The organism is Sporotomaculum syntrophicum (assembly GCF_009932395.1).
GTDB classification, from domain to species: domain Bacteria; phylum Bacillota; class Desulfotomaculia; order Desulfotomaculales; family Desulfallaceae; genus Sporotomaculum; species Sporotomaculum syntrophicum.
Genome location: NZ_LSRS01000008.1, coordinates 108,632 through 135,257 on the forward strand (window position 1 = coordinate 108,632; position 26,626 = coordinate 135,257).

General features: G+C 44.0%; 27 protein-coding genes and 2 pseudogenes. 25 read left to right on the top strand and 4 right to left on the bottom strand.

Going from position 1 to position 26,626, the window contains the following annotated elements; genetic code table 11:
- Positions 1-349: 349 nt before the first annotated feature.
- From hcp to SPSYN_RS14220, 3 genes are all read left to right on the top strand, one after another.
- Positions 350-1,633, top strand: coding sequence for a hydroxylamine reductase (gene hcp, locus SPSYN_RS14210; protein WP_161823151.1), 1,284 nt, complete (start codon positions 350-352; stop codon positions 1,631-1,633).
- A 500-nt stretch (positions 1,634-2,133) separates the two neighbouring features.
- Positions 2,134-2,682 carry a hypothetical protein gene (locus SPSYN_RS14215; protein WP_202623848.1) on the top strand — a complete coding sequence of 183 codons (549 nt, stop codon included), beginning with the start codon at positions 2,134-2,136 and terminating at the stop codon, positions 2,680-2,682.
- A 305-nt stretch (positions 2,683-2,987) separates the two neighbouring features.
- Positions 2,988-4,112: a GerAB/ArcD/ProY family transporter gene (locus SPSYN_RS14220; protein WP_161823152.1), complete on the top strand. Its 1,125-nt coding sequence runs from the start codon at positions 2,988-2,990 to the stop codon at positions 4,110-4,112.
- A gap of 172 nt (positions 4,113-4,284) precedes the next feature.
- On the opposite strand, the gene SPSYN_RS14225 is transcribed toward SPSYN_RS14220, so the two are convergent.
- Positions 4,285-4,893, bottom strand: coding sequence for a ferritin-like domain-containing protein (locus SPSYN_RS14225; RefSeq protein WP_161823153.1), 609 nt, complete (start codon positions 4,891-4,893; stop codon positions 4,285-4,287).
- 425 nt (positions 4,894-5,318) lie between these two features.
- Here SPSYN_RS14225 and SPSYN_RS14230 point away from each other — a divergent pair, with 425 nt between their 5' ends.
- Positions 5,319-6,146, top strand: coding sequence for an undecaprenyl-diphosphate phosphatase (locus SPSYN_RS14230; protein WP_161823154.1), 828 nt, complete (start codon positions 5,319-5,321; stop codon positions 6,144-6,146).
- 111 nt (positions 6,147-6,257) lie between these two features.
- Here SPSYN_RS14230 and SPSYN_RS14235 read toward each other — a convergent pair whose 3' ends face one another.
- Positions 6,258-6,527, bottom strand: a complete 270-nt coding sequence (locus tag SPSYN_RS14235; protein ID WP_161823155.1) for a P-loop NTPase family protein — start codon at positions 6,525-6,527, stop codon at positions 6,258-6,260.
- Between the two features lie 181 nt (positions 6,528-6,708).
- Between SPSYN_RS14235 and SPSYN_RS14240 the strand changes: the two genes are divergently transcribed.
- The 12 genes from SPSYN_RS14240 (at position 6,709) to SPSYN_RS14295 (ending at position 15,627) form a co-directional block, all read left to right on the top strand.
- Complete coding sequence (locus tag SPSYN_RS14240; RefSeq protein ID WP_161823156.1) at positions 6,709-7,095, top strand: iron-sulfur cluster assembly scaffold protein; 387 nt, start codon at positions 6,709-6,711, stop codon at positions 7,093-7,095.
- Positions 7,096-7,240: 145 nt separating this feature from the next.
- Positions 7,241-8,365 (top strand): cation diffusion facilitator family transporter, encoded by a 1,125-nt coding sequence (locus tag SPSYN_RS14245; RefSeq protein ID WP_161823157.1) that lies wholly within the window; start codon positions 7,241-7,243, stop codon positions 8,363-8,365.
- Between the two features lie 90 nt (positions 8,366-8,455).
- Positions 8,456-9,262, top strand: coding sequence for an MBL fold metallo-hydrolase (locus SPSYN_RS14250; RefSeq protein WP_161823158.1), 807 nt, complete (start codon positions 8,456-8,458; stop codon positions 9,260-9,262).
- 120 nt (positions 9,263-9,382) lie between these two features.
- Positions 9,383-9,652 (top strand): DUF5320 domain-containing protein, encoded by a 270-nt coding sequence (locus SPSYN_RS14255; RefSeq protein ID WP_161823159.1) that lies wholly within the window; start codon positions 9,383-9,385, stop codon positions 9,650-9,652.
- Between the two features lie 73 nt (positions 9,653-9,725).
- Positions 9,726-10,106, top strand: a complete 381-nt coding sequence (locus SPSYN_RS14260; RefSeq protein WP_161823160.1) for a DUF134 domain-containing protein — start codon at positions 9,726-9,728, stop codon at positions 10,104-10,106.
- Entirely contained in the window at positions 10,106-10,513 is a 408-nt protein-coding gene (locus SPSYN_RS14265; RefSeq protein ID WP_161823161.1) for an iron-sulfur cluster assembly scaffold protein, read from the top strand. The genes SPSYN_RS14260 and SPSYN_RS14265 overlap by 1 nt, the downstream gene beginning before the upstream one ends.
- Entirely contained in the window at positions 10,488-10,859 is a 372-nt protein-coding gene (locus SPSYN_RS14270; protein WP_161823162.1) for a NifB/NifX family molybdenum-iron cluster-binding protein, read from the top strand. Before SPSYN_RS14265 ends, SPSYN_RS14270 begins: the two co-directional genes overlap by 26 nt.
- Before the next feature lies 1 nt (position 10,860).
- On the top strand, positions 10,861-11,724 hold the full coding sequence (locus SPSYN_RS14275; protein WP_161823163.1) for a nucleotide-binding protein: 864 nt from the start codon (positions 10,861-10,863) through the stop codon (positions 11,722-11,724).
- Positions 11,702-12,577 (top strand): ATP-binding protein, encoded by an 876-nt coding sequence (locus SPSYN_RS14280; protein ID WP_161823164.1) that lies wholly within the window; start codon positions 11,702-11,704, stop codon positions 12,575-12,577. Before SPSYN_RS14275 ends, SPSYN_RS14280 begins: the two co-directional genes overlap by 23 nt.
- A gap of 21 nt (positions 12,578-12,598) precedes the next feature.
- A complete protein-coding gene (locus SPSYN_RS14285; RefSeq protein ID WP_161823165.1) occupies positions 12,599-13,393 on the top strand; it encodes an Mrp/NBP35 family ATP-binding protein in 795 nt (264 codons plus the stop codon).
- A gap of 16 nt (positions 13,394-13,409) precedes the next feature.
- A complete protein-coding gene (locus tag SPSYN_RS14290) occupies positions 13,410-13,769 on the top strand; it encodes a NifB/NifX family molybdenum-iron cluster-binding protein (RefSeq protein WP_161823166.1) in 360 nt (119 codons plus the stop codon).
- 253 nt (positions 13,770-14,022) lie between these two features.
- Complete coding sequence (locus SPSYN_RS14295; RefSeq protein ID WP_161823167.1) at positions 14,023-15,627, top strand: PocR ligand-binding domain-containing protein; 1,605 nt, start codon at positions 14,023-14,025, stop codon at positions 15,625-15,627.
- Positions 15,628-15,707: 80 nt separating this feature from the next.
- Here SPSYN_RS14295 and serC read toward each other — a convergent pair whose 3' ends face one another.
- Positions 15,708-16,784, bottom strand: coding sequence for a 3-phosphoserine/phosphohydroxythreonine transaminase (gene serC, locus SPSYN_RS14300; RefSeq protein WP_161823168.1), 1,077 nt, complete (start codon positions 16,782-16,784; stop codon positions 15,708-15,710).
- Positions 16,785-17,118: 334 nt separating this feature from the next.
- On the opposite strand from serC, the gene SPSYN_RS14305 reads away from it, so the two are divergent.
- From SPSYN_RS14305 to SPSYN_RS14345, 9 genes and pseudogenes are all read left to right on the top strand, one after another.
- A complete protein-coding gene (locus SPSYN_RS14305) occupies positions 17,119-17,316 on the top strand; it encodes a hypothetical protein (RefSeq protein ID WP_207708560.1) in 198 nt (65 codons plus the stop codon).
- 675 nt (positions 17,317-17,991) lie between these two features.
- Positions 17,992-19,215: a tyrosine--tRNA ligase gene (gene tyrS / locus SPSYN_RS14310; protein ID WP_161823170.1), complete on the top strand. Its 1,224-nt coding sequence runs from the start codon at positions 17,992-17,994 to the stop codon at positions 19,213-19,215.
- A 363-nt stretch (positions 19,216-19,578) separates the two neighbouring features.
- The gene (locus SPSYN_RS14315; protein ID WP_161823171.1) at positions 19,579-20,451 is read left to right on the top strand and encodes a DMT family transporter; all 873 of its coding nucleotides are present in this window, start codon (positions 19,579-19,581) and stop codon (positions 20,449-20,451) included.
- A 340-nt stretch (positions 20,452-20,791) separates the two neighbouring features.
- Positions 20,792-21,424, top strand: coding sequence for a hypothetical protein (locus tag SPSYN_RS14320; RefSeq protein WP_161823172.1), 633 nt, complete (start codon positions 20,792-20,794; stop codon positions 21,422-21,424).
- 16 nt (positions 21,425-21,440) lie between these two features.
- Positions 21,441-22,214 carry an alpha/beta hydrolase gene (locus SPSYN_RS14325; RefSeq protein WP_161823173.1) on the top strand — a complete coding sequence of 258 codons (774 nt, stop codon included), beginning with the start codon at positions 21,441-21,443 and terminating at the stop codon, positions 22,212-22,214.
- A 565-nt stretch (positions 22,215-22,779) separates the two neighbouring features.
- Positions 22,780-22,998, top strand: a complete 219-nt coding sequence (locus SPSYN_RS14330) for a hypothetical protein (RefSeq protein WP_202623849.1) — start codon at positions 22,780-22,782, stop codon at positions 22,996-22,998.
- Positions 22,976-23,248, top strand: coding sequence for a hypothetical protein (locus SPSYN_RS14335; RefSeq protein WP_161823174.1), 273 nt, complete (start codon positions 22,976-22,978; stop codon positions 23,246-23,248). Before SPSYN_RS14330 ends, SPSYN_RS14335 begins: the two co-directional genes overlap by 23 nt.
- A 91-nt stretch (positions 23,249-23,339) precedes the next feature.
- On the top strand, positions 23,340-25,472 hold the full coding sequence (locus SPSYN_RS14340) for a dockerin type I domain-containing protein (RefSeq protein ID WP_161823175.1): 2,133 nt from the start codon (positions 23,340-23,342) through the stop codon (positions 25,470-25,472).
- A gap of 271 nt (positions 25,473-25,743) precedes the next feature.
- Positions 25,744-25,989 (top strand): annotated as a pseudogene (locus tag SPSYN_RS14345) (transposase); the annotation flags it as partial.
- 212 nt (positions 25,990-26,201) lie between these two features.
- On the opposite strand, the pseudogene SPSYN_RS14350 reads toward SPSYN_RS14345, so the two are convergent.
- A pseudogene (locus SPSYN_RS14350) lies at positions 26,202-26,603 on the bottom strand (IS4 family transposase); the annotation flags it as partial.
- Positions 26,604-26,626: the final 23 nt, after the last annotated feature.

The following is a 26,626-nucleotide window of genomic DNA, read 5'->3' on the forward strand; positions in this document are numbered from 1 at the left end:
AAAATAATCCACATATTATTCTGTCTGCCCAGCCCCCGGTTCCGCGTGTGAAGGAACAGGGGCTGGGCTTTTTTGAGGCCCCGGTGCCGCCGGTGACTAGCCAAATGATGCATTTGTAGCTGCCGGGAGATTAAATTAAAAATTTTAGGTAATTGACTAATAAGCTGCTCATCGCCGGTTAAGTTGGACAAGCACCCGGACCCGTTAAGTTGCTTTACTAAACTAATTAGTGATTAACTTAATACCCGTAGTGTGAGCTGAATCATAGTTTGCTGCTGCCCAGAGCGGTAAACTAAGTACAACAAAGCAAATACAACAAAAAAAAATAAACTTGAAGGGGGTAAAAAATATGTTTTGTTATCAGTGTGAACAAACAGCCGGCGGCACTGGCTGCACCAAAGTAGGAGTATGCGGTAAAAATGAGGATGTGGCCAGCTTACAGGATGCCCTGATTATCGGGCTCAAAGGTGTGGCAGCTTACGCCTTCCACGCCAGGGAGCTGGGTTATCGGAACGAAGAAGTAGATGCATTTATGCATGAAGCCTTGTTTACTACCTTGACCAACGTCAATTTTGACCTCAATGACATGGTCAAAAAAGTGCTTAAATGCGGTGAAATGAACCTGCGGGCAATGGAAATTTTAGATAAAGCCAATATGGAACGGTTTGGCTCCCCCGAACCAACCCAGGTATTTACCGGCTTGAAACCCGGCCCAGCGGTCTTAATCACCGGTCATGACTTTTTAGATATGTATGAACTGCTCGTACAGGCCGAAGCTGCCGGAGTTAACGTATATACCCACGGCGAAATGTTGCCAGGACATGCTTACCCCGAACTGAAAAAGTTCAAGAACCTGGTGGGCCATTACGGTACCGCCTGGCAGAACCAGAAGAAGGAATTTGACGAATTCCCCGGATCTATCCTGGGCACCACCAACTGTGTGCTGATACCAAAAGAATCTTATAAAGACCGCATGTTTACCTGCGGTATTGCTAAACTGCCTGGAGTAACCCACATTGAAAATAGGGACTTCACAGAAGTAATTGAAAAAGCGAAAACCCTGGGCGCGCTGCCCGAGAAAGAAGGCGGCATCCTGACTACCGGTTTCCACCACAACTTCGTGCTCTCCATTGCCGACAAAGTAGTGGACGCTGTTAAAACCGGCAAGATTCGCCATATCTTTCTGGTGGGCGGCTGTGAAGGTGCCAGGGCATCCCGCAGCTATTACACCGATTTGGTGAAGCAAATACCGGAGGACTGTATTGTCATTACCCTGGGCTGCGGCAAGTACCGCTTCAATTACCTCGAACTGGGCGACATCGACGGTATTCCGCGGCTGCTGGATATGGGCCAGTGTAACAACGCTTACTCCGCAATTCAGGTGGCCGCAGCCCTGGCTAAAGTGTTTAACTGCGGCCTTAACGACCTGCCCCTGAGCCTGGTGCTGTCCTGGTTCGAGCAAAAAGCAGTGGCTATCCTGTTCACCCTGCTGCACCTGGGCATTAAGAACATTCGCATCGGCCCGTCGGTTCCTGCGTTTTTGACCCCCAATGTGCTGGCTGTTCTGCAGGAGAGCTATAACCTCCAGCTGATCACCACGGCGGAGGAAGACTTGAAGAACATACTGGGTTAGGCCGGCGCAACAGGCAGCCGGTCAGGCTTAGCCAGATGATGACGAGGAGGCCTTAACTTGGCCGCTCAGGATTTGACTGCATTTAAGGCTGCCGCAGCCAATTATCGCGCCTGTTGAGTGAATATAGAAAACAACGTCTTGTTTGTCATGGCCGATGAAATATTTGCTGAAGCCGTGCAGGATGGTCTATTAGTCAAGTGTCATCGGGCATGGCGTTCATGAACAGTTACATGCCATGATTATGGTCGAAAGGGCGCTGACCGGGTAGTGAACCGGGCTTTATGATGGCATGGCGCCTTGGGTAAAGGCTGATGCGGCGTGGCCACCCTGGCGAATATGTGTCATTAATTGTTGCTGGTAGGCAGCGGTAACCCGCTGCTGCCAGTTTTTTATGCCCTACAGGGTATTGCTTTCCTGCCCAAACCCCAAGTAGCTAAGCAGAGGATAAAAAAAGTAAGCCCGGGTATAAATAATAAAAACCAAAGCTAGGAGCAATGAATATGCCGGTTAAATTAATTCCTTTTATCTACACCGCCGTCTTAGCTTTAATTTTAATTGCCACCGTGCCTAAAGAGATAATTCGCCGCTTGGCCATTTATGGGATTATTTTCGGGGCGGTCTTTGACATTGTGCTGGTAGTGGTGACAGATGCTTTGGGAGAATTCGGTTATAGAAATTATGAGCCGTTTGGCTTACTGGGCATACACTTTCTAGCCCCCATCGCCTGGGCAATATTTTTTATCATGTATTTCTATTTCCTACCGGAAAGAAAACCTTTGGTTTATGTCTACGTAACGGTAGCGATACTGGCCAGCATAGCTTTTTGCCAGACGCTGGCAAAGCTTGGTGTTTTATATTTAACGCATGACATCCTCGACTCAATAATCCCTTTTTTAATCTGGTATCCGGCGGTTACCTGGGGCTATTACCGACTGACCGGGTATTTTGCGGAGTGTCTGACTGAAATAGAGCAGTCCAGGCCCTTGATGCCGGACCTGGAGCCGGCCAGGAAGCAGTTCCAATGGGAAAAAAAGGAGCCGGTTGATTAAGCAAAAGAGGGCAGGGAAAAGCCCTGGGAAAGGACGCTACCTGCACTTGAGGTGGTGTTGCACATTTAAGCTGCTTGTTGCTTCGTTAATTTATTGATAATTTACTTTTCTATCAGCCAGGTATAAATTCCCTGTCCTGCATAAGAAGAGCCACCCCAGTAAACAATAACCAATAGGCATGGTTTCTGCCCCTGGAACCAATTTGTAACCGGGCTGAGCTAAACAGACCCGCTACAAAAATGGCAGAGACCAGGCTTGAAACATCCTTGTTATTATCCCGACAGAAAGATTAAGAGGTGAGCTGGATGCTCGAACAGGGTAAAATCGAGGGCAGGCAGGCCATAGCTTTAATGCTCAGCCTGATACTGCCCACGGCCATTTTAGTCGTGCCCGCTGTTGTGGTTAGTGGCGCCAGGCAGGACGCCTGGCTGTCGTTGCTGACGGCTACTTTGCTGGGGTTGGCCATTGCCTGGCTGGTGGTTAGCCTGAGCCAGCGCTTTCCGGGTAAGACGCTGTGTGAATACGCGGAAGATGTCCTGGGCAAGGTACTGGGCAAGATTGTTTGCCTTAGCTATATCTGGCTATTTTTTTTGTATGCCGGCTCTGGGGCTGTCCGGGAGTTTAGCTATTTTTTGGTGTCTGTCCTGATGCCCGAAACCCCGATGGTGGTTTTTTCTATTAGCGTGGTTACCGTGGCGGCTTATGCGGTTCGCAACGGCCTGGAGGTGCTATGCCGCTTTAACTGGTTATTCATACCCGTCACAGGCTTACTTGTGATTGTGTTTATGTTATCCACACTGGATATGCAACCGGCTAATTTGTTGCCGGTTTTTGACGCAGGCTTTTTACTGCCGGTTTTAAAAAGCAGCGTTGCGCCGTCCATGTGGCTGGGGGAAATTGTTCTCTTGGCTATGCTCATCCCCTACCTGAACAAGCCTCAGGGTGCCCGGCGGGTCGCTATGCTGTCCGTATTACTCAGCGGGGTTTTATTAACAGTGAGCGTACTGGAGGCTATATTAATTTTCGGCCCAAACTACACGTCTAACTGGATGTTCCCTATTTACAACGTTATCCGTATCATCTCCATCGCCAATTTCCTGGAACGGTTGGAGTCTGTTGTTGTCGTGTTCTGGGTTCTCGGGGGCATTGTCAAAATCGGGGTGTTTTATTATGCTGCCGTGCTTGGCAGCGCCCAGTGCCTGGGTCTCAGGGATTATCGTCCCCTGGTACTGCCGGTGGGGGTGCTTCTGGTGACCTTTGCCAAATTTCTGCACGGGCAAAATATCACAGACATGTTATATTATATTGTACACGTTCAGGTGCCCTTTATGCTGCTGGTTTTTGAAGTGGGGCTGCCGCTGCTGTTGTTGAGCGTGGCTCTGGTCAGGGGTAAGGGCCGTCGATATAAGGCTAATAAAAATAATGCCTGAAGGCACCAGGCCGTGCTTTTACAACAGAAGTTGGGCTAATCTCTGAAGGATATTTAACCTTAATAGTTAATTAAACAGCAAGCATTGCGTATCCAAGAGCTGATAGTGACTCCCGTCAGATTGCCTTAATTGGCGTTCTTTTTTCGTTGCGTCATTTGCCGGGGATGGACGACTATTTGGGGGGCTGATCTGGCGGGTCCGGCGCCGTCTTGGAGGTATCTCGGTGTGGCAATTGCGGTTGGCAATATTTCTGCATAACCTGGTTAAAGAGAGTGATGTGGTGCAATTCGTCCAGGATGATTCTCTCCAGCAATTCTTTTAAATACGGGTCATCGATCATGCACTGGTGTACGCGGTAGTTGGTAACAGCCGCCCATTCGCTGCCGATATCCATGGCGATCCGGTCACATAAATCGTTACCGTAAAATATATATGAGGCGTCCCAGTATTTTTCCTCGTTGGTATAAGTAAATACCCGGTAACGGGGATCTACCCCGAGCATCATAATAGTTTCCGCCAGCATTTCCTGATGATGCATCTCCACAAGGGATACGCACCCCAGCAGATCAGCCACTTCACTGTACTGATTTTCCAGTACAAAGTGGTGATAATTGTATTGCATAATCGCACTAGTTTCACTGACCACCCCGGCATAATCCTCCAGCAGCAGCCGGCCATAAGCGGGGTTTTGCCTTGCCACCCGTATTTCCGGGTAAGGAGCCGGGTAGGCGCACCTGTAAAGAGCGGGAGTAACACACCCTTTTTCTTGTGCATTGGCCATTTAGTATACCTCCCATCGGTAATTCATTCTCTATCATTGTATTGAGGTACGGTTTTATTTATGAAAATTGTTGCGTGGGTAATTTAGTCTAGTCCAAAGTAGCCAGGCTCCTTGTCTTCAACGCCGCCGGTTCCAACACCTTAATCACCATTTAATATCACCTTTCCCAGATAAGCGTGTCCCCTGCAATATGTCATCAAGAGCTTAAATTATTGTCAACAGCCATAATTTATGTTATTTTAGTTGAATGATGAACGTTGCAGCAGAAGTGACTGGAGAAGTATGTTGAGGCTGTTTCCAAGGCTCAAACCGGGCATAGGGACAGCCTCCAATTCTTGACTAATTGTGGTTTTGCTAATCTAAGGCGGCTTGGCTCACTCGATAAATAATAACTGTGGAATAATGAACAGGATTGAGGTAATTTAATGTTTTTTATGGAACTTCTCAAAGCAGTCTTTTTAGGCGTGGTGGAAGGAATTACCGAATGGCTACCGATCAGCAGTACCGGTCATATGATTTTAGTAGAGGAATTCATCCAATTAGAAGCTTCAGCAGCCTTCAAGGAGACATTTTTTGTGGTTATTCAACTGGGGGCCATTATGGCTGTCGTACTGCTGTATGCACACAAATTGAATCCCTATTCTCCAAAAAAGTCCCAGGAGGAGAAGCGGGATACTATGGCGATTTGGTATAAAGTACTAGTTGGGGTTTTGCCTGCCGCAGTGTTAGGTTTTTTGTTTGATGATTGGTTGAATGATCACTTTTACAATTACATAACAGTTGCGGTTATGTTGATTGTCTATGGGATTCTTTTTATTATCATCGAAAACCGAAATCAAGGACGCCATTTCAAGATTCAGACCTTCAACGAGTTGACGTACAAAACTGCCTTTATTATCGGGATGTTCCAGGTGTTGTCCTTAATTCCCGGAACGTCACGTTCGGGAGCCACCATCTTAGGTGCTATATTACTGGGTACTTCCCGTCATATTGCGGCAGAGTATTCCTTCTTCTTATCTATCCCTGTAATGTTCGGGGCCAGTGCTTTAAAACTGTTTAAATTCGGCTTTAATTTTACTGTTTTGGAAGCCAGTATTTTATTGACCGGAATGGTCGTGGCTTTCGTGGTGTCCGTGCTAGCTATTAAGTTTTTGATGGGGTATATCAAAAACAACGACTTTAAAGCCTTCGGCTGGTACCGTATTGTTTTAGGTGTTTGTATCATAACCTATTTCGCATTTACCGTTTACTGATAAATTAATATGATAGTTTTAAGGCAGGAACTGTTTATCAGGATATCTTGGGTGACCAGGATAATGGTTACCTCTTAATTAATGCGCTTACAAGTGTGCATACTGGGTATCTTAGAATGAACCTCCGCCGGATAACCGGCCGATCTGCCGTTCGGTCATGTATGAGTTTTCAGTCGCAGCAGTGAAGACCTGGACATTGTCCAGGTCTTCACTGCTGTAGCGATGCAGTAAACTTTCCCCCCACTCCACCACCAAACGCCCCATCCGTAATACATCCCGCACTGAAGTCGGAAACGCTTGTCGACCGTGGCAGCCTGCGGCATAAGCTGTGCTGGTACTGGCCAACTTTTTAAAGTGGCAGCAGGTCAGTAATCCAGCCAATCGCCCTAAAGAACTTAAAATAGTTATTGACATATGCCGCAAAGATTGTATAATAAAACACAAAAAAGACATATGTCACAAACCACAAGGCGATGAGCCATGTGTCATGAGTAAAATGTAACTGGCCAGATGGGGTGGAATCGCGACTGATAGATGGAGAAAATAAGAACCATGGAGGTGTATGATGATTTATTCTGTTAAAGTACTTGAACATTTTATGTGCCCTCAAAATGCTTATAATATGCCCGATGCCGATGCCGAAGGAAGCTTTGGAGACCCATCCTGCGGAGATGCTCTAACCTTTTATCTGAAAATTAAAGACAATTATATTCAAGAGATCAGCTATCTTGTATTTGGTTGTGTTGCATCTATTGCAACATCCAGCATGACGTCAGTGTTGGCAAAAGGCAAGAGTATAGATGAGGCGCTAAAAATCACTGAAGAGGATGTTATAGAGGCTTTGGATGGTCTTCCGGAAAACAAGATGCATTGCTCGAACTTGGGCGTAAGCGCTTTGCGAAATGCAATCAATAATTATTTTAAGGCTAATAGAACGGAGGATGCTTAACCATTAAGATTCCAATTGTAGATGAGCGGCTTTGCACGGGCTGCCGTGCATTAGCCTGTGTTACCAAATATGTTCCCCCGTGGGGGCTGATTTTTAGTGCGGAGCACATGGAAAGATGATTCTGCAATTAAAGGAAGTGAATGGAATGGAGGAAGGCGAAAGGACTGCACTTCTTGCGATTGCCATGAATCTCGTTATATTTGGAATTAAGTATGTATCTGCATCCGCTACCGGCAGCATTGCATTGAAAGCAGAAGCTTTTCACACTTTGGCGGACTTTGTTGCATCTTTAACTGTTTTTACAGGACTAAAAATAGCCAAACGTAAAACCAAATCATTTCCTTACGGACTTTATAAAATTGAGAATTTAATGTCTGTAATTATTTCTTTAGTTATTCTCTATACGGGCTATGAAATTATTTTAGATGTTATAAATACTGACCTAACTGAACTGAGAAATTCAGGATTTGCTATATTTAGCTTATTAATTGCAACGTTTCTCACTTTCTGGTTTTCGAATTATGAAAGAAAAATTGGACATAAAATTAATTCACCAATTCTCTTGGCCGATTCATCTCATATTCGCATTGATGTGTTAAGTAATTTAATTGTTTTGTTAGTAGTTGTTGCTAGCCTATTTGGTTTTCATTTTGACAAAATAGCAGCTTTGATTGTAGTCATATTTATTGTTAAGACAGGTATTCAGATATTAATGGATGGAATTAGGGTGTTATTAGATGCTTCTGTAGATTACGAAACTCTAAGCAAAGTTGAGAAAATAATTTTGGATACACCCCAGATTATTAAACTCAAAACTTTAACAGGTCGTAATTCTGGACGATATAAATTTATCGAAGCTGATATTGTATTGAAGACTCACAATTTGGATAGAGCTCATTTTATTGCAGAAAGAGTTGAGCGAATTACCAAAGAGGAAATCAAGAATATTGACCAGGTCCAAATTCATTATGAACCGTTGCAGAAAGAAGAAATTATTTATGTTTTGCCATTGACAGAGGATAAAACATCGATCAGTCCACATTTTGGAGAGGCGCCTTGTTTTATGCTGGTTACATTTAAATCAGGAACAGAAACTGCCAGCAAAACTGAGATACTCACCAATCCTTATGCAAATATTCAAAAAGGCAAAGGTATTCTAGCTGCAGAATTAATAGTAAAAAACATGGTTGATTTTGTACTGGTTAAAAATGGCTTCGAAAGTAAAGGCCCACATTATGTATTTTCCGATGCTAATATCGAGTTAGTGTAACCAACGAGGTATCGCCGAAACAGGCCTTTGCAAAGCTTGGATTAACATTCGATTTAACTCCGGATTCAACAAAGATTGGTGGAAACAAATATGATCATTAAAACATTAGCAGAAAACATATCGAATATTGAAGATTTGGGAAGCGAGCATGGATTGAGTCTATTTATCGAAACAAAACATCATAAAATTTTATTTGATACCGGAGCCGGTGCTCTCTTTAGTGAAAATGCAGCAAAAATGAAGGTAAATTTAGCAGAGGTAGAGCTGGCGATAATTTCTCATGGCCATTATGATCATGGAGGCGGTCTTAAAACTTTTTTGAACATAAACAATAAAGCCAAAGTTTACTTGCACCAAAAAGCTTTTGAAAAGCACTATTTAAACATAGCAGCTGGAGAAAAGAAGGATATTGGATTAGATGAAACACTATTGACGCATGAGCGCCTGGTGTTTATGCAAGACCGGATGTACATAGATGAAGAACTTGAATTGTTCTCTAATGTATTAGGTGAACGGCTAAGACCATCAGGCAACAGGTACTTGCTTAGCAAGGCTGGAGAATCCTTTATGCTGGATGATTTTGCGCATGAACAAAATCTGATTTTAAATGAAGATGGTAAAAATGTGCTGGTAACCGGTTGTGCTCACAATGGTATTGTAAATATCATTGAACATTTTCGCAAAGAAAAAAATTCTACACCGGATTATATTATTGGTGGTTTTCATCTTCAGGATGAGCAGCCTGATGTTGTTGGTGAAATTGGCAAATATCTAATGGAGACAAAAGCTAAATGTTATACCTGTCATTGTACAGGAATTGAATCATATAAACTGCTAAAGGCTATGCTGGGAGAAAATATTGAATATCTTTCGACGGGCAGTCAATTAATTTTATGATGTAATTATAATGAGCTTTTGTCAAATAAAAACCAAGAGTAGTTATTGACATATGTGATAAACGTTGTATAATAAGAAATATAAAAGACATATGTCATAAACCACAAGGAGGTGAGTCATATGCCAAGAGGAGATGGAACCGGCCCGATGGGACAGGGACCAATGTCTGGTAGAGGTGCAGGGCCTTGTAGTTTAGCTAATGTAGCTCAATCCGTTGTAGGCCTGGGATTGGGATTAGCACTTAGACGCAGGCGCGGCTCCGGGCAGTGGGTTGGCAGATATAATAAAATAGACCAGGCTGCCTCTACACCAAAAGAGCTGTTGCAAGAACAAAAAGCTGCGTTGCAAAGGCGGCTGGAAGTTATTGACCGGCAGCTGGAAAATTTATAAAAGCTATTATATAAGCTATAAAGTAGCCGGAGGACGCTCTGGCTATTTCTCTGGAAGATTGAGGTGAAAGATTATGCCTAGGCCTAGGAAATGGAGAAAGGTCTGTTGCCTGCCGGAAAACAACCGATTTGGGCCACTGAATAAACCGGCTAATACCGAGCATTTTCTCAAGATGACGGTTGACGAATACGAGACCATCAGGCTTATTGACCTGGAGGGCTTTACCCAGGAAGAGTGTGCCGGTCAAATGAACATAGCCCGCACAACTGTACAAGGTATTTATACTGAGGCCAGAAGAAAAGTTGCCCAATCTTTGGTAAATGGAAAAGTGCTGCTGATCGAGGGCGGCGAATACCGGCTTTGTGACAGCTATGGCAAAGGCTGCGGCGGCGGTGGCTGTCGCAGAAATAGATGCGGTAAAGGCTTGATGGGTAAAGAGGATAGAGGTGATTAATGATTTATTCCGATCGAGTACTTATGCATTGTCTGTGGCCTCAGAATGCGTATAGTATGCTTGATGCAGATGCTGTAGGAAGTTATATAGAGCCCTCCTGCGAAGATGCTTTGACCTTTTATATAAAGATAAAAGACAATTGTATTCAAGATATCAGCTATCTTGCTTCCGGCAGCTGTGTATCCATTGCAACATGCAGCATAACCTCAGAGTTGGCGAAAGGTAAATGCTTAGATGATGCATTAAAAATCACCACAGAGGATATTATTGAGGGTTTGGGTGGTCTCCCGGAGAACAAGGTTCATTGCTCAAATCTAGCCGTAAGCGCTCTGCGTAATGCCATTAATAATTATCAAAGACTAACTGGAACGGAGGATTATTATGAGAATAGCAATACCTGTAGATAAGCAAAATTTAGAAGCCAGCGTAAACCAGACCTTCGGACGTACCCCCTATTTCCTTATTTATGACACCGAAACCAAAGAAAACGTATTCATTGATAACAGTGCCGCAGCCAGCCAGGGTGGTGCAGGGATTAAAGCAGCACAAAGCATTGTGGACAACAAAGCGGAGGCAGTGTTAACTCCCCTTTGTGGTGAAAATGCCGCCGAGGTCCTCAACGCTGCCGGTATCAAAATATATAAGACCGTAAGGGATGCTTCGGTTATGGATACGATCAATGCCTTCATGGAAGGCAAGCTAGCCATATTAGAAGATATTCACCCCGGCTTTCATGGACAAGGCGGCAAATAATATGCGGATAGCAGTGCTTAGTGGCAAGGGCGGCACAGGCAAAACACTGGTTGCGGTAAATTTAGCAGCTGCGGCGAAAGACTCCACCTATATAGACTGCGATGTGGAAGAACCCAACGGGCACCTGTTTCTCAAACCCGAAGTAGTCCAGGAGGAAGAAATAACCGTTAAGATTCCGGCTGTAAATGAGCAGCTTTGCATGGGCTGCCGGACCTGTACCTATTTTTGCCGGTTCAATGCCTTAGCTTACATTAATGACAAGTTGAAAATCTTTGCTGACGTTTGCCACTGCTGTGGGGGCTGTGTGCTGTTATGTCCTGTAGAAGCTCTGTCGGATATAGATAAGGTAATCGGAAAAATACAAAAAGGCGCTAAGGATAATATAAATGTAAATACAGGCATATTGGACTTTGGCGTTGAGTCGGGTGTTCCGATTATCAAGAAACTGCTCAGTGAGTATGTTTCTGATGGCAAGAACCTGACTTTAATTGACTGCCCGCCCGGCAGTGCCTGTATTGTCATGGAGAGCATCAAGGATGTGGATTATTGCATTCTTGTGGCCGAGCCTACCGTGTTCGGCGTGCATAATCTCAATATGGTTTATGAACTGGTCAAGTTATTTAATAAGCCCCATGGGGTGGTGCTGAATAAATGTCTGGAAGGAGAAAATCCTGCCGAGCAATTCTGCATCAAAAAAGGCATTAAGATTCTAGACCGCATACCCTTTGACCATGAGCTGGGCACGATAAATTCCAATGCCCGGATTGCAGTTAGGGAAAGTGAAAAATATCAAAAGTTGTTTGTTGACCTGCTGCAAAAAGTAACTAAGGAGGTGCATCAACATGAAGCAGTTACTCATTCTTAGCGGTAAAGGAGGCACGGGTAAAACAACCATTGCCAGTGCGTTTATTAAATTATCCGGCGCTAAAGCCTATGCTGATTGTGATGTAGATGCACCTAACCTGCACTTGCTCATGGGGCAAGCTTCGGAACCTAAACGGACAGCATACTTTGGCATGCCTAAAGCAGAAATAAGTCCGGAATTATGTACCCGGTGCGATGAGTGCAGAAAATACTGCCGGTATAATGCCATTCTTGTAGACGAAGATTATACGGTGGACCCTTATGCCTGTGAAGGCTGCGGAGTTTGTGAATTTATTTGCCTTGAAGGTGCTGTATCCTCAGTACCTGCAGTGGCAGGAGAATTGATGTTATATACCGAGGAGAACAAGGTTTTTTCCACAGCTCAGCTCAAAATGGGCAGCGGTAACTCAGGGATGCTGGTTACTGAGGTGAAAAAGCAGATGCAAGAAACAGTAGCAGCTGATGCTGATTTGGCCATTATTGATGGCTCTCCAGGTATCGGCTGTCCGGTTATTGCCTCACTCAGCGGCGTTGATCTTGTCCTGGTTGTTGCCGAACCTTCCATATCCGGCATCAGCGATATGGTGCGCATTTTAAAAACAGCCGGCGTTTTCCGAACTAAGACGGTGGTTTGTATAAATAAGTATGACACTAACCTTGAGAATGCCAACCGGATTGAAGAGTTTTGTCAAGTTAACAATATACCTTTTGCCGGAAGAATACCCTTTGATGCGAGTGCGGTAAAAGCGATTAATGATGGACAAACTATTGTGGACCTAGATTGCGCGTCGGGTCGCGCGGTTAGCGATGTTTATGCTAAAACAATGGATTATCTGGCGTTAAACAATAATTAATAACGAAAAGGAGTTAATCAAATGAGTGATCTTTGCGATCAAAATAGCAGCAGCAGTACAGATTTTTCCGTACAACCACATGAATTAAGCAACGTTAAAAAAGTGATCGCTGTGGTCAGCGGCAAAGGTGGGGTTGGCAAATCCTTAGTTACCTCTTTGCTGGCAGTGGTTATGAGCAGAAAGGGTTATCATGCAGCCGTTCTTGATGCCGACGTAACAGGCCCCTCCATTCCCAAAGTCTTCGGGGTCAAGGAAACACCTGCATCTGATGGTACGGGCTTATACCCCAGTAAAAGTAAGACCGGGATTGATATCATGTCTATGAACCTGTTGCTGCCTGGTGACACCGAACCGGTGATTTGGCGGGGGCCAATTATTTCCGGCGCCGTTAAGCAGTTCTGGACAGATGTCATTTGGACGGATGTAGACTTCATGTTTGTTGATATGCCGCCGGGCACCGGTGATGTGCCCCTCACGGTATTTCAATCCATTCCCGTGGATGGCATTATCGTGGTCACCTCCCCCCAGGAACTTGTTTCAATGATCGTGTCCAAAGCAGTGAAGATGGCCGAAATTATGAATGTGCCGATTATTGGCCTGGTGGAGAACATGTCCTATTTTAAGTGCCCGGATAACGATAAGGTATATAAGATTTTTGGCGATAGCCACATTGACGAAATTGCCCAACAGCATAACCTGAAGGTACTGGCCAAATTGCCAATTGACCCGGCCATAGCAGATGCTTGTGATCGCGGCTTAATTGAGGAGTTGGATGCTGCAGCCTGGCTGGAGCCTGTGGCCCAAATATTAGAGTAAATGGAGGAGAGATAAAATGATGAAGATAGCTGTAGCTAGTGATAATGGAATGGTTACTGAGCATTTTGGACATTGTAAGGGCTTTATGATCTTTGATACTGAGAACGGTCAAATCCTAAAGAGTGAGACGGTGGCTAACCCAGGACACCGGCCGGGTTTTTTGCCAAACTTCCTCAATGACCAGGGAGTTCAGGTGATTATATCCGGAGGCATGGGAGCCGGGGCGATCGATATATTTAACGAAAAGAATATTGAGGTCATTGTCGGCGCCCGTGGTGTTGCTAAAGAGGCGGTTGAATTATATCTGCAGGGCGCGCTGCAATCCACCGGCTCTGTTTGCCATGAGCATCAACATTTGGGTGATTGCGGTCATTAGCCACTGCTTTCGTCCTGCACTATTTGACGGGAGGCAGCCTGAACCCGGTAAACATACCCCCTATGATAGAATTCAACCACTATCTAGGGGGTATATTTGTTGAGCATCCATCAGTTTGTGGCAAATGCTACAATAGCCGTCCCGCCGGTTTTATTTATATCAGCTAATCTTGAGTTGTGGGAGGGAATTTGTGGCTGCATGTAGAATGCTTGCATGCGTTCATTCATAATTTACTTACCGGCAGGTGTGTTTTGTGCAGTATACATTTTCTGAATTAGTGGATATCCCTACCATTCAAAAGTTAATGGAAGGCTTTTATTTAGGATCAGATATTATTTCAGCTATACTAGATGTTGACGGCAATATTTTGGTTTGCGCAGGATGGCGTGATATCTGTGCTAAGTTCCATCGAGTAAATAGCGAATCTGCATTGTTATGCAAAAAAAGTGACTTATATATAAAGGGACACAGCAATGATGAACAGGACAATTCTGAATCCTATGTATGTTATACCTGTGCCAACGGGCTAATTGATATAGCAGCTCCCATTTACATTGAGGGGGAACACTTAGCCACAGTCTATACCGGACAGTTCTTATTTGCCGAGCCCGACATAGAGCAATTTCGCAATCGGGCGAGAAAATATGGTTATAATGAAGAAGAATATCTAGATGCCTTAAAAAAGGTGCCCATCTATACGAAAGAAAAAGCGGAATCATTTATGAGTTTTTTTCTTCAGCTGGCGAACCTATTGGCCAATATGGGATTAACCAGGCTTCGCTTAATTGAAGCGCAAAAAATAGCTTTGCAGGAAAGCGAGGCCAGACTGAACACTATTATTAAACATACACCCAACGTAGCTATTCAAAGTTATGACGAGCAGGGAAAAATACTCTTTGCCAACAAAACCTCAGAAAGCATTTTTGGCTGGGTTAATGAAGAGGTCATTGGAAAGCCATTAGAACATTTAAAGCTGGATAAAAGAGTTTCCAATAAATTTTTTGAATTTTTGGCAACCACTTCTCAAACCGGGAAATCATTTTTAGAAGCTGAATGGACTTTTATTAATCAAAAAGGTGAGGAAAAACATGTTTTCTCAACGTTTTTTCCGATTCATTCGGTTGTAGGGAAACAGGAATTTATATGCATGGATATTGATATAACTGAAAAAAAACGGTACGAAGCAGAAATGTATCGTTTAGATCAATTGAAACTAACCGGACAAATGGCAGCAGGGATTGCTCACGAAATTAGAAACCCCATGACGACAGTTCGCGGTTTACTGCAATTAATGCGGGACAAGCAGGAATTTCAAGCATATAAAAGTCAATTTGACTTAATGATTAATGAAATAGATGGGGCAAATGCTATTATTACGGAGTTTTTAGCCCTGTCTAAAACAAAGCCGGCTGAAACTGAAATGTGTAGTTTAAACGACCTCATCGCCAAAATATATCCGATAATTCAAGCTGATGCTTATGCAAACAATATGCAGCTCAGCTTTGAACCTGGAGAAGTCCCGCTGCTCCAATTGAATGCAGACGAGATTATCCAACTGGTGCTCAATTTATGCCGCAATGGTTTGGAAGCAATGCCGGCAGGCGGGCACCTATCCTTAAAAACATATCAAGCAGGTCAACATGTAGTGCTTAGTGTTGGAGACGAGGGAACCGGCATTGCAGATGAAAACCTTAGTATGCTGGGTAAGCCCTTTTTTAGCACTAAAGCTAATGGTACAGGGCTTGGGCTAGCCAGCTGTTATAGCATTGCCGCTCGTCATCACTCAGTAATCGATTATGCCACAAGTCCGGGCGGTACTACCTTTTTCGTGTGTTTTCCCTGTGAAAAACTTCTCTAATAAAGACAGAACATGCAATAAAATAGAAACAGAGGAAATAACAGTTGTTGCTGTTATTTCCTCTGTTTATAATTGCGATATTACTTATTAGCCATTTCGAATTTCTTCATAAATTCAACCAGCTTCTTAACGCCCTCCACCGGCATGGCATTATAAATACTAGCCCTCATGCCGCCTACCGACCGGTGCCCGGCCAGCGTAACCAAACCTTCCTTTTCAGCCTCGGCAATAAACTTCTTATTTAAATCATTGCTTTGGGTAAGGAAGGGGATATTCATCAGCGAACGATACCGCTTGTCCACAGGTGAAGAAAATAGGCTGGATTCATCAATGAAATCATATAATATACCGGCTTTTTCCCGGTTGATCGCTTCAATTGCTTTTACACCGCCCAATTGCTCGACATATTCAAACACTAGGCCGGCCGTATAGATGCTGTAGCAGGGGGGCGTGTTGTACAGAGATTTTTCTTTGTCATGTGTAGCGTAGCGGAAAATTACCGGTACCTGATCGGAATGCTTACCGATCAAATCCTTGCGAATAATGACTACCGTCACGCCGGAAGGACCCAGATTCTTCTGGGCGCCGGCAAAGATCAGCCCAAATTTGGTGACATCAATTTCCTCGGACAGAATATTGCTGGACATATCGGCAACCAAGGGGATATTTCCTGTATCGGGTATACTGGGATATTTAGTCCCTTCAATGGTATTGTTGGTGCAGATATGTACATAATCCGCATCTGGAGAAAATTGATAGTCTTCCGGAATATAGGAGAAATTTTTATCCTCAGAAGAGGCCACTATATTAACGGTTGCTTGCACTTTGGCTTCATCAATGGCTTTTTTAGTCCAATTGCCGGTATGAATAAAATCAATTTTCCGGTTTTGACCCAGCAAATTCATCGGAATCATGGCAAATTGCTGTGAAGCGCCGCCCTGCAGGAATAAAACACTATAGTTATCCGGGATATTCATCAGTTTCCGCAAGGTGGCTTCGGCTCTTTCATGAATTTCCATATAAATGCCGGAGCGGTGGCTCATTTCCATTACGGACATGCCACTGCCTTTGTAATCAAGCATTTCCTCCGCCGCTTTTTTAAGTACAGGTTCCGGTAGCATAGAGGGACCGGCTGAAAAGTTATACACTCTACTCATTCTAATTCTCCTTTATTATTTATTAGATTTAAAATGCTGTATTTTTTTATACCTTATTTGTGTTTTAATATTAATCCCCGGACAAACCATTATAATATAATATATCACTGTACGTCGTAAAATAAAATATTTACAAAGAAATTAAATTTTGATCGTCTGTTTTATAACCTGCCCTTTGCCGGGCGCACCATTGAACCCGCAATCGAGATGGCGGCTATGGGAATACGTGGGATATCATGTCCCTTTTTACTTCTTTATATTATAAGAGTGAAAAGGTAAATACTAGTGAAAATTTGCAGTTCAAACCTGTGCCTGAATTTGGAGGATATTTAAGGTGATGAGTAGGCAAATAATTGTTTTCAGCAAAGATGTAAAGCTTGCCTTGGAACTGGCGTTGATTAGGCTGCTGGCAGGAATTGCAACAGCAGCATGGCAATTAAGCAACCCCTCTTTATTTAAAACAGCTTTGCCAGGTAATGTAAGTAAGGATACCGTGATTGCAGCAGTTTCATCACAAAATATCCCCGGGTAGCACTATGTGACTTTACTTTTAAGGCCTCCTCAATTAAAATTGAATCAATTGAATTACGGTTACCGCGATGATAGGAAGAAGTAGGTCAGTTGGTATCAATCAGAGAGCAGCCGGTTGGTGAGAGACTGCAGATACACTGAGGCGAATACATCCTGGAGCCGCTGCCTGAATTAACATGACTAATTTGGCGTAAGTCTCCCACATTAATTGGGACATTCCTTGAAAAGGTGTGTCCCCTGACCGCTTAAGTGGTAATACAACGACAACTAAGTCATGCATTTGCAGTTCTAAAATTCAGAGGGAGTTGACTCTCCCCCCTGAATTAAGAACTTGCTTCAATAGTAGGGTTTGACGGGTACGCCCGGTACAGCGTGTGAGTGTGTTGGCACTCGTTGAGGGGAATTTTCGTGAGGAATTCCCGAGTCAGAGGTGGTACCGCAATTATTGCCCTCTGTTCCATTTGGAGCAGGGGCTTTTTATTATAACCTGACTAATTTGGCGTAAGTCTTCCACATTATTGGGGGATATATTCTTGGAAAGGTGTGTCCTCTGACCGCTTAAGTGGGAGTACAACGCCAACTAAGTCATACATTTGCAGTTCTAAAATTCAGGGGGATTTGACTCTCCCCCTGAATTAAGAACTTGCTTCAAATATTGGGCAAAGGAGTTGTAAGTATGAAAATTTATGAGGAACTGGTAGCCCGTGGTTTAATTGCCCAGGTTACCGACGAAGAAGAAATAAAAGAGCTGGTTAATAACGGTAAGGCAATCTTTTATATTGGCTTTGACCCAACTGCGGATTCTTTGCATGTCGGCCATTTTATGGCATTAAGCCTGATGAAACGTTTGCAAATGGCCGGCAACAAGCCGATTGTGCTGCTTGGCGGCGGAACAGGTTTAATCGGCGATCCCTCCGGCCGGACGGATATGAGGTCTATGCTGACTCCTGAAGAAATTCAGCACAATATAGATTGCTTTAAAAAGCAGATGGAACGTTTCATCGAGTTTGGTGAAGATAAGGCGATTATGGTCAATAATGCAGATTGGCTCGCCAAGCTGAATTATATTGAAATGCTTCGTGATGTCGGACCCCATTTTTCTGTAAATAATATGCTGCGTGCCGAATGCTATAAGCAGAGAATGGAAAAGGGGCTGTCCTTCTTAGAACTGAATTACATGATCATGCAATCCTACGACTTTTATTACCTGTTCCAGAATTATGGCTGCAATATGCAGTTTGGTGGCGATGACCAGTGGTCAAATATGCTGGGTGGTACCGAACTGATTCGCCGTAAACTGGGCAAGAACGCCTATGCCATGACCATTACCCTGCTGCTGAACTCCGAAGGCAATAAGATGGGCAAGACAGCTAAAGGTGCTGTTTGGCTTGACCCCAACAAAACCTCACCCTTTGAATTCTTCCAGTACTGGCGCAATGTTAGTGACGACGATGTGCTCAAGTGCATCCGGATGCTGACCTTCCTGCCGCTGGAACAAATTGATGCCATGGACCATTGGGAAGGCAGCCAGCTTAACGAAGCCAAGGAAATTCTGGCGTATGAACTGACTAAGCTGGTGCACGGGGAAGAAGAAGCCCGGAAAGCCCAAACCACTTCCCATGCTCTTTTCGCCGTCGGTACGGATGATGCCAACATGCCGACCACAGAAATTAAAAGGGAACAGCTCACTGATGGCGGGATCGGTATTATCGATTTGCTGGTGGCCTGTGGCTTATCGGCTTCCAAGAGTGAAGCAAGGCGTCTAGTGCAACAGGGCGGTGTACATATTAATAATACTAAAGTTGCATCCATAGAGCATAATATTACATTAGAAGAATTGAAAAACAGTGTAAAAATACGTAAAGGGAAGAAAACCTACCACAAGGCACTACTGAAGTAAAGAATTGGCAAAGAGGGTAAGAAAGTTAAAATTGTAGGCCTGACAGCAAAAATACAAACAATAAAGAAGGGGTAGTCCGGGAAGCGTCTATCCCTTCTTCTTTTAGCACCGGCGTTGCTCATCCCGGCTTACCGTTGTGCGGCACCTGCACCGCACAACGGCGGCTACTGTGATGGCGGCAGCCGTTGAATAGAAAAGCGGATTTACTCATGATGATGTTGAAGGGGAAGTGCGTTTGCTTGGTTGATGTACGGCCACGGAAGGGATGTTGGGCGGGAAAATTGAATTTAGCTAAAATATGATAGGCGCTGCTAAACAGTAGGCGTGTTGGAGCTAAGCCGCGAAAGGAAGCCAATTGACTAAATGACTAAAGCATATTTAAAATATATCCTGTCTCTGCTGATTTTTGGTTCCAATGGCATAGTGGCCAGTTATATTCTACTCAGCAGTGCTGAAATCGTATTATCAAGAACAGTTATCGGCAGCCTATTCCTGGGACTTGTTTTTATCATTGGCCGGAAGAGACCAGACATTAAGCAAATCAAAAAGCAATGGTTTTACCTGCTGGGTTCAGGCATTTCCCTGGGCTTAAGCTGGGTATTTGTCTACGAGGCCTATCGCCTAATCGGTGTCAGCACGGCAACTCTGGCCTATTATTGCGGGCCGGTTATAGTCATAGCAGTTGCGCCTTTCATTTTCCAAGAAAAAATGACCGCCGGCAAAATGACCGGCATATGCCTGGTTGCTCTGGGTATGGTGCTGGTAAACGGTGATGATTTTCTAACCGAGGGTATTTCCTGGGGACTGATGTGCGGCATAATGGCCGCAGTGCTATATGCCACCATGTTAATAGCCAATAAAAAAGTGGAAAAGCTTACCGGACTGGAAATTACCCTTGTTTCACTGGTAACGGCCAGTGCTGTGGTTGCTCCTTACACCTTGCTGCTGCACCAGGGAATCAATGGAGTTTCTCTGGCCGGCCTAAATCTATTACCTATTTTAATTATCGGGGTGGTTAATACAGGGATTGCCTGCTATTTATATTTTTCTGCTATTCATCAGCTGCCGGCACAGTCAGTGGCTATGTGCAGTTATATTGAGCCTTTATCCGCTCTGGTTTTCTCGGCCGTCATGCTCCACGAACATCTGACAATGGTACAATTCTCTGGTGCGCTGTTTATACTTGGCGGTGCCGCCTTTAGCGAGTTATATCAATTGAGAAAAAAGCCAGGCTAAAATGCCATTACAAAACGCTTGGTATAAGCAAATCTAAGCATTACAAGAAAACCCCATTTAACTAAAATGGCAATGATTTTTCAAGCAATAGATATGTAAGTGAGCCAGGGCCTTTGTCGTTTGGATGGTGAGGTGGATTTTGGTAATATGTATATTAATGATACCTGTTTATGTCATATAAAGAAGGGTTTCAATATGTTTCGCATAATACAAAAACAATGTTGCTTGAGATCTCTGGAAAAATATGCCGAAGGGATGAAGCGATTTATCAAAGCACTTAACCTTTATCGCCCCCTGTGTTGCGGCAACGTACGTCGTCAAATAGATTGGAGGTATCTGTATGTACAAAGAAATTTGTTTTAAAACGGCTGAAGTGTTTAAACCAGATGATATTTTATCTCACTGGATTATTAACCTGGCTTTAATAAGAAATGATTTGTTGTATTCCAATGAATACGCTTTTAATCATTTCGAAAGGGAAGCTGCGGTAGAAAATGGCCGGTTTATCAATTATTTGAGAATTACTTTATCCCATTATATAGCAGCTATGAAGTTTTTAGCTGAATATCATAGTGAACCGGAGATTATCGATTTTATTGAGACTTTAGATACACAGAACAAAGAAAAATACTCCGGCATACTCAGCAATGTGATACCTTATGATAACTCTTTTGTGAAAAATCAATGCGAGCCGCTGGTTGGTGCAACCATGCATTATACCGATAATCAAGAGGATATCAATAAATATCTGGCTAGTTACCAGGAGGGGACTATCGTTATTAAGGGTGACAATATAAGATTAGTCGATTTAGAATTTGCGGATGATTGTGCTACTTATTTGAGTTTTACTCATCTACATTCGGGAGAAACCGAGGCTTTTTGCAAAGAAATAGGTAATAAGTTCCTTGAGCTAATGTCTTTTATTGAAGAAGTGATCCCGGTTTATTTGTCTCAAAAAATGACAACGTCATAAATTGGGAAGTGGCTTGATGGCGGGAACAATAGTGATGATCCATGGCATGATGGGCGGGGCTTGGTGCTGGGACAATTATAAGGAGTTTTTTACAGACAGGGGATACCGGTGCTATGTACCCGTGCTGCGTTACCACGATATGGACTCATGGGATAAGCCTGACCCGCGTTTGGGAGTCACCAGCTTATTGGATTACGCCAGGGACCTGGAAGGGGAGATTAGGCAGCTGGCTGAGCCGCCTTTGCTGCTTGGGCATTCGATGGGCGGGCTGTTGGCGCAAATGCTGGCCAGCCGTGGCTTGGCCCGGGTGCTGGTGTTGCTGGCGCCGGCAGCACCGGCTGGAATATGGTCTGTGACTGTGTCTGATGTAAAAACCTTATTGCTGCTCCTGCGACAAGTGAGCTTCCGGCGAGGAGCTTTTCGCGTCGCTTACCCGGCTGCTGTGTATTCCTTCCTGGAGCGGCTGCCGGCCGGTAAGCAAGAAGAGGCGTACCAACAGCTGGTGTATGAATCAGGCCGGGCGGCCTTGGAAATTTGCTGCTGGTTCCTGGACCCCCGGCGTGCTTCCCGGGTGGATCCGGGAAAGGTCAAGTGCCCGGTGCTGGTGGTGGCGGGTAAACAGGATAAACTCACCCCGGTATCAGTGGTTAAACAGGTGGCCGACATGTATCAACCCCTGGTTACTTATGCGGAATTTGATTACACCCACTGGCTCATCGGTGAGCCGGGCTGGGAAGTAGTGGCCGGCTATGTTGCGCAGTGGCTGGATGATCGTGGGGTTAATGTGTAAATGTCGTAGCGGAACCGGCTGGGCGATTTATTTATTGCAGGGGTGAGGTTGTTAGTGTAATATTAATAACTCAAATTTCGGTGCGACCAAGCCTAGGTCGTGAAGTTTAGCAGGTGGAAATCCTGCTTGGAAAAGCTAAAGCCAAGCCACCAATAGCGAGTCTTGGACGTCTGGAAGTAATTCCAGACGCTAAGCGTAGACAGCCAGGTAGTAGGCCTGAAAGTGATTGAGCCTCGAAAAGAGTAAACTGGAGAGGTCGACGTTTACGAAATCACGGAAGACAACACTCATTCGTGCGTTAAAGGCGAGGATGAATGAGCTCTCCCGGGGTCGAAGAGCCAGGCATGCTATACAATGACTTTACAGCAAATTGGGAGACCCTGCCCATTCTTCTGCAAGGAAGTATGACAAACAACCGATAACAAGGGAGAAAGTCAAATGATGGGCAGGGAGTCGGATCACTGCATACTACCAATGAAACCGAGTAATGTCGGCAGAGGGAAGGCAGTGACATATCACCGATCTTGCAAAGGACACAATTACTACACGCAGGGGTAGGCCAAAAGTGCAAACAAAACTAGTAAGAATAGCAGAGATTGCAAAAGAAAATCCAAAAGAGCAATTCACATCGCTGTATCACTTCTTGAACGAGGAACTGCTGACACAATGCAATCGGGAACTAGACGGCAATAAAGCAACAGGTGTCGATCAAGTCACGAAAGCAGCATATGAGGAAAATCTTGAATTAAACATCAAAGTTGATGGAAAACATTGCCGTAATTAAGTTCCAGGTGAATACTGGAGCCCAATCCTGGCAAACCTGCGCTTTCCAGTTTAACGATGTTGTCTTGAGTGATAAGAATGGTAATTCACTAAGTTACCAGAAATTAAACATTAACAATGGCTCTTTCAAAGTAATCAGCCGTATTTTAGGTGATGCTAACGGCGAAAAGCTGGTTAACGTTGGTGACGGTCGGATAACCGTGTCCTATGTAGTGGCCATCATTAATCTTGCTATAGGAATGCCAAGCTAATTATTAACTTAAATGCATAACTATTAACCAGTGGAAGCCCCCATTTGGTGCCTTTCGCAAGTTAATAGATTCTTTAAAAGGAAGTGTTACCTTGATAAAAAACCTTAAATTTAAACATGGAGTTCTAGTGATCATGATAGCCGCGTTAGTTGTGACATTTGCGTTTGTCGGAACATCTGAGGCTTTGATGATAAATTTGAGCATGGATGAGTTGAGCAGTGCAGCAGATTCCATTGTTACCGGGGAAGTTGTTGAGCAAAGCAGTCAATGGGACGATGGACATGCACATATATTCACCAGGGTCACGCTTTCTATTGACGAAAGCATAAAAGGCGATTTAGCACAGGGAAAATTAAATATTACCGTCCCAGGTGGGGAAGTGGATGGTATCATAGAAACAGTTTCGGATACTCCCGTATTTAACGCTGGTGAAAAGGTAACGGTATTTCTTAAAAAGGGAAAAGAGGATTTTAGGGTATACGGTGGTACCCAGGGAAAGTTTAATATTAAAAACGGAAAAGTAGGCAAACTGACCGTTGAAGAGTTTAAAGCCCAGGTCAGACAATCCCTAACCGGACAGGCGGCCCCAGAGCTCGAGTCCAATAAAAATTTAGAGACATTCTCCGGACCATTAATTACCGGTATTACACCCGGCAGCGCATCGGCAGGGACAAACAGCCAGGTCACAGTGCGGGGCAGCGGTTTTGGCAGTACTCCCGGTTTAGTAGGATTTTTTTATAAAATGGTTACCAGTGATAGTTATTATTATATTACAGGCGAAATACAATCTTGGTCTGATTTAGAGATTATTGTTACTGTGCCTGTTGGAATAATAGATGGTTACCCGGCGTCGGCTGGAAGCGGTCCTGTTTTTGTCCGTACCGCCGGCGGTCTGGACAGTAATGACTATCCCTTTTCAGTGCCATTTTCTTATCTGGGCAGAAAATGGCCGGGTACTAATCCGGTAGTTAATTATAAAGTTAATCCCAATACCTCCGACTGCACCGGGGAGGAGACATCTATAAAAAATGCGGCTGACACCTGGAATAGTGTACATGGTGCCAATTTCAACTTGGAATATGCGGGGACAACTAATACTACTCAAAGTTCCTTTAATAATACAAACGAAATAATGTGGGGTACATTCACCAGTTCATACATAATTGCTGAAGCTAGCACTTGGTATGCTAATGGGAATCCCTTGGAATGTGACATCAAGTTTAACGACTATTATAGCTGGAGTTCAGCTAGCAGCCTATTATCCTGGCAAATGGATGTTGAGACTGTAGCTTTACATGAACTGGGCCACTGGGCGGGTTTGCGGGATCTGTACGGTAATTTGTCCGGATATCCGTTGGATGTGGATAAAGTAATGTACGGGTTTTGCAGCAACGGTGTGGTTAAAAGGGACTTGCACAGCGGAGATGAAATCGGGATCCAATGGATTTACCCGGGTAGCAATAATACTTTCAGCGTATCCGGGCGGGTTACCGGGGTGCAGGACAATGAGAGCGGTATCCCTGGGGTGACCATGACATTCACCAGTGTATCCGGTGATGGCCAAGTACCAGATACTGTGTCCACTGATTCCGGAGGTTATTGGGAACAAACGGGATTTATCATTAGCAGCGCATATCGGCTGACGCCGGCCAAACAGGACTATAATTTTATCCCGGCTTACTTGGAGTTTGATAGTCAGACCGGCACCCTTAATTTTACTGGGTCTCCGGTGCCTGTAGTAACAGTGCCTAGATTGCAAACCGATGACGCAACGAACGTTACTTCAAGTTCAGCTGTAATAAACGGCAGCATCCTTTCAAATGGAGGGGGAGCAGTTAGTGAGTATGGCTTTATGTGGGGAACAACTCAAAGTACCGGAGATAGTGCTCAAACTGGCAGCGACGATTATCTGGGCAATTACAGTAAAACTTTATCCAACCTGGTTCCTGGTACTTACTATTATAAAGCCTACGCCAAAAATTCCGCCGGACTGGGCTGTGGCGAGATAAAAAGCTTCACTATAGATCAAGGCATGTTGCAAGGAGATGTTAACGGAGATAACCAGGTTAATGTGCTTGACGTTGTTATGACTGTCAACATTGTCTTAGGTAAAGTAACGCCATCAGACGGACAGTTTGATGCCGCTGATGTAAACGGTGATGGCGGGGTCAATGTAATCGATGTGGTGAAGATAGTTAACTTGATGTTAGGCAAAGCCAATTAAAAAATAAAATTGTACACTTATGTCCCCTTATGGAAAGGAGGTTGTGCTACACAACACAAGCCAGATTGCGTTTGGTTTAATGCTGAGATACATAAAGCAAATTTTTTTTGGAGGATAACATAAAAAGAAACTTATTTGTATTAATTTTTGCTCTTTTATTACGTTCGCCCTTGGACTCAATATCGCTTGTGCGGGCGAAAGTACCTTAGGTATTGTAGTTAACAATGGTAGTACCACTTCCGTATATCAATATGCCACTTCGGTAGTAGATAGGTACAGTTATGAGATTAGAAAGATGATCTATACAACCAATATAATTGAAGGATATCACCGGCAGTTGAGAAAGGTAACCAAAACAAAAACCGCGTATCCAACTGATGATTCTTTGAGAAAGATAATTTACCTGGCAACGAAATCAATCTCTAAAAAGTGGACCATGCCAATTCGGGAATGGAAGAGTTGTATTTCACAACTTGCAATCTATTTTGGGGATAGAATTCAGTCGGAAATTGCCTAAATAAAAAACGGGTTTATCGCTTTTAATTCTCCCAGAAATAGCAATAAAAAGAAGAAAGCTGGGAATAATATCCTCAGCTATCTCCGGCAGAACCCTGCAGAGCGCTTGGGTTGCTCCCCAGCATTGCCCTATCCTCTCTGCAGGTAAGAGCTATTATGAGCCTACCTAAAATTATAGCTAAATAATCCAATTACACAAAGTTATGGACATACCCATAGCTCTCCGTAACTACGGAAATCTTGATTCTGTCGACGTTCCCATTCGAGCAGCATATATCTGGTAATAACAACAGTCGTATGAGCGATAAGCATATCAAAACTTTTGCCCTGAAACTCAGAGCCCAGTTTAAATAGAGATTTGGCGCTTTTAAAGAATACTTCAATGCCCCATCTCATGCCGTAGATACGCACAATCTCAGCATCATCAAGCTCAAGATCAGTCGTTAGTATCGCAAGCCATTCCCGTTTGTTATTACGGTTCTGGATGAAGACAATTTTAACTGGAATTCCATTTTTGGTTTTAACACAGCATGATCCAATTATTTCTCGGTGATTCTTCTCTTTAAGAGTTGCTTTTAGGTCTGGAAGAGACATAGAGTGACCGTTAAAATCGTATCATTGATTCATCTGTTTAACCA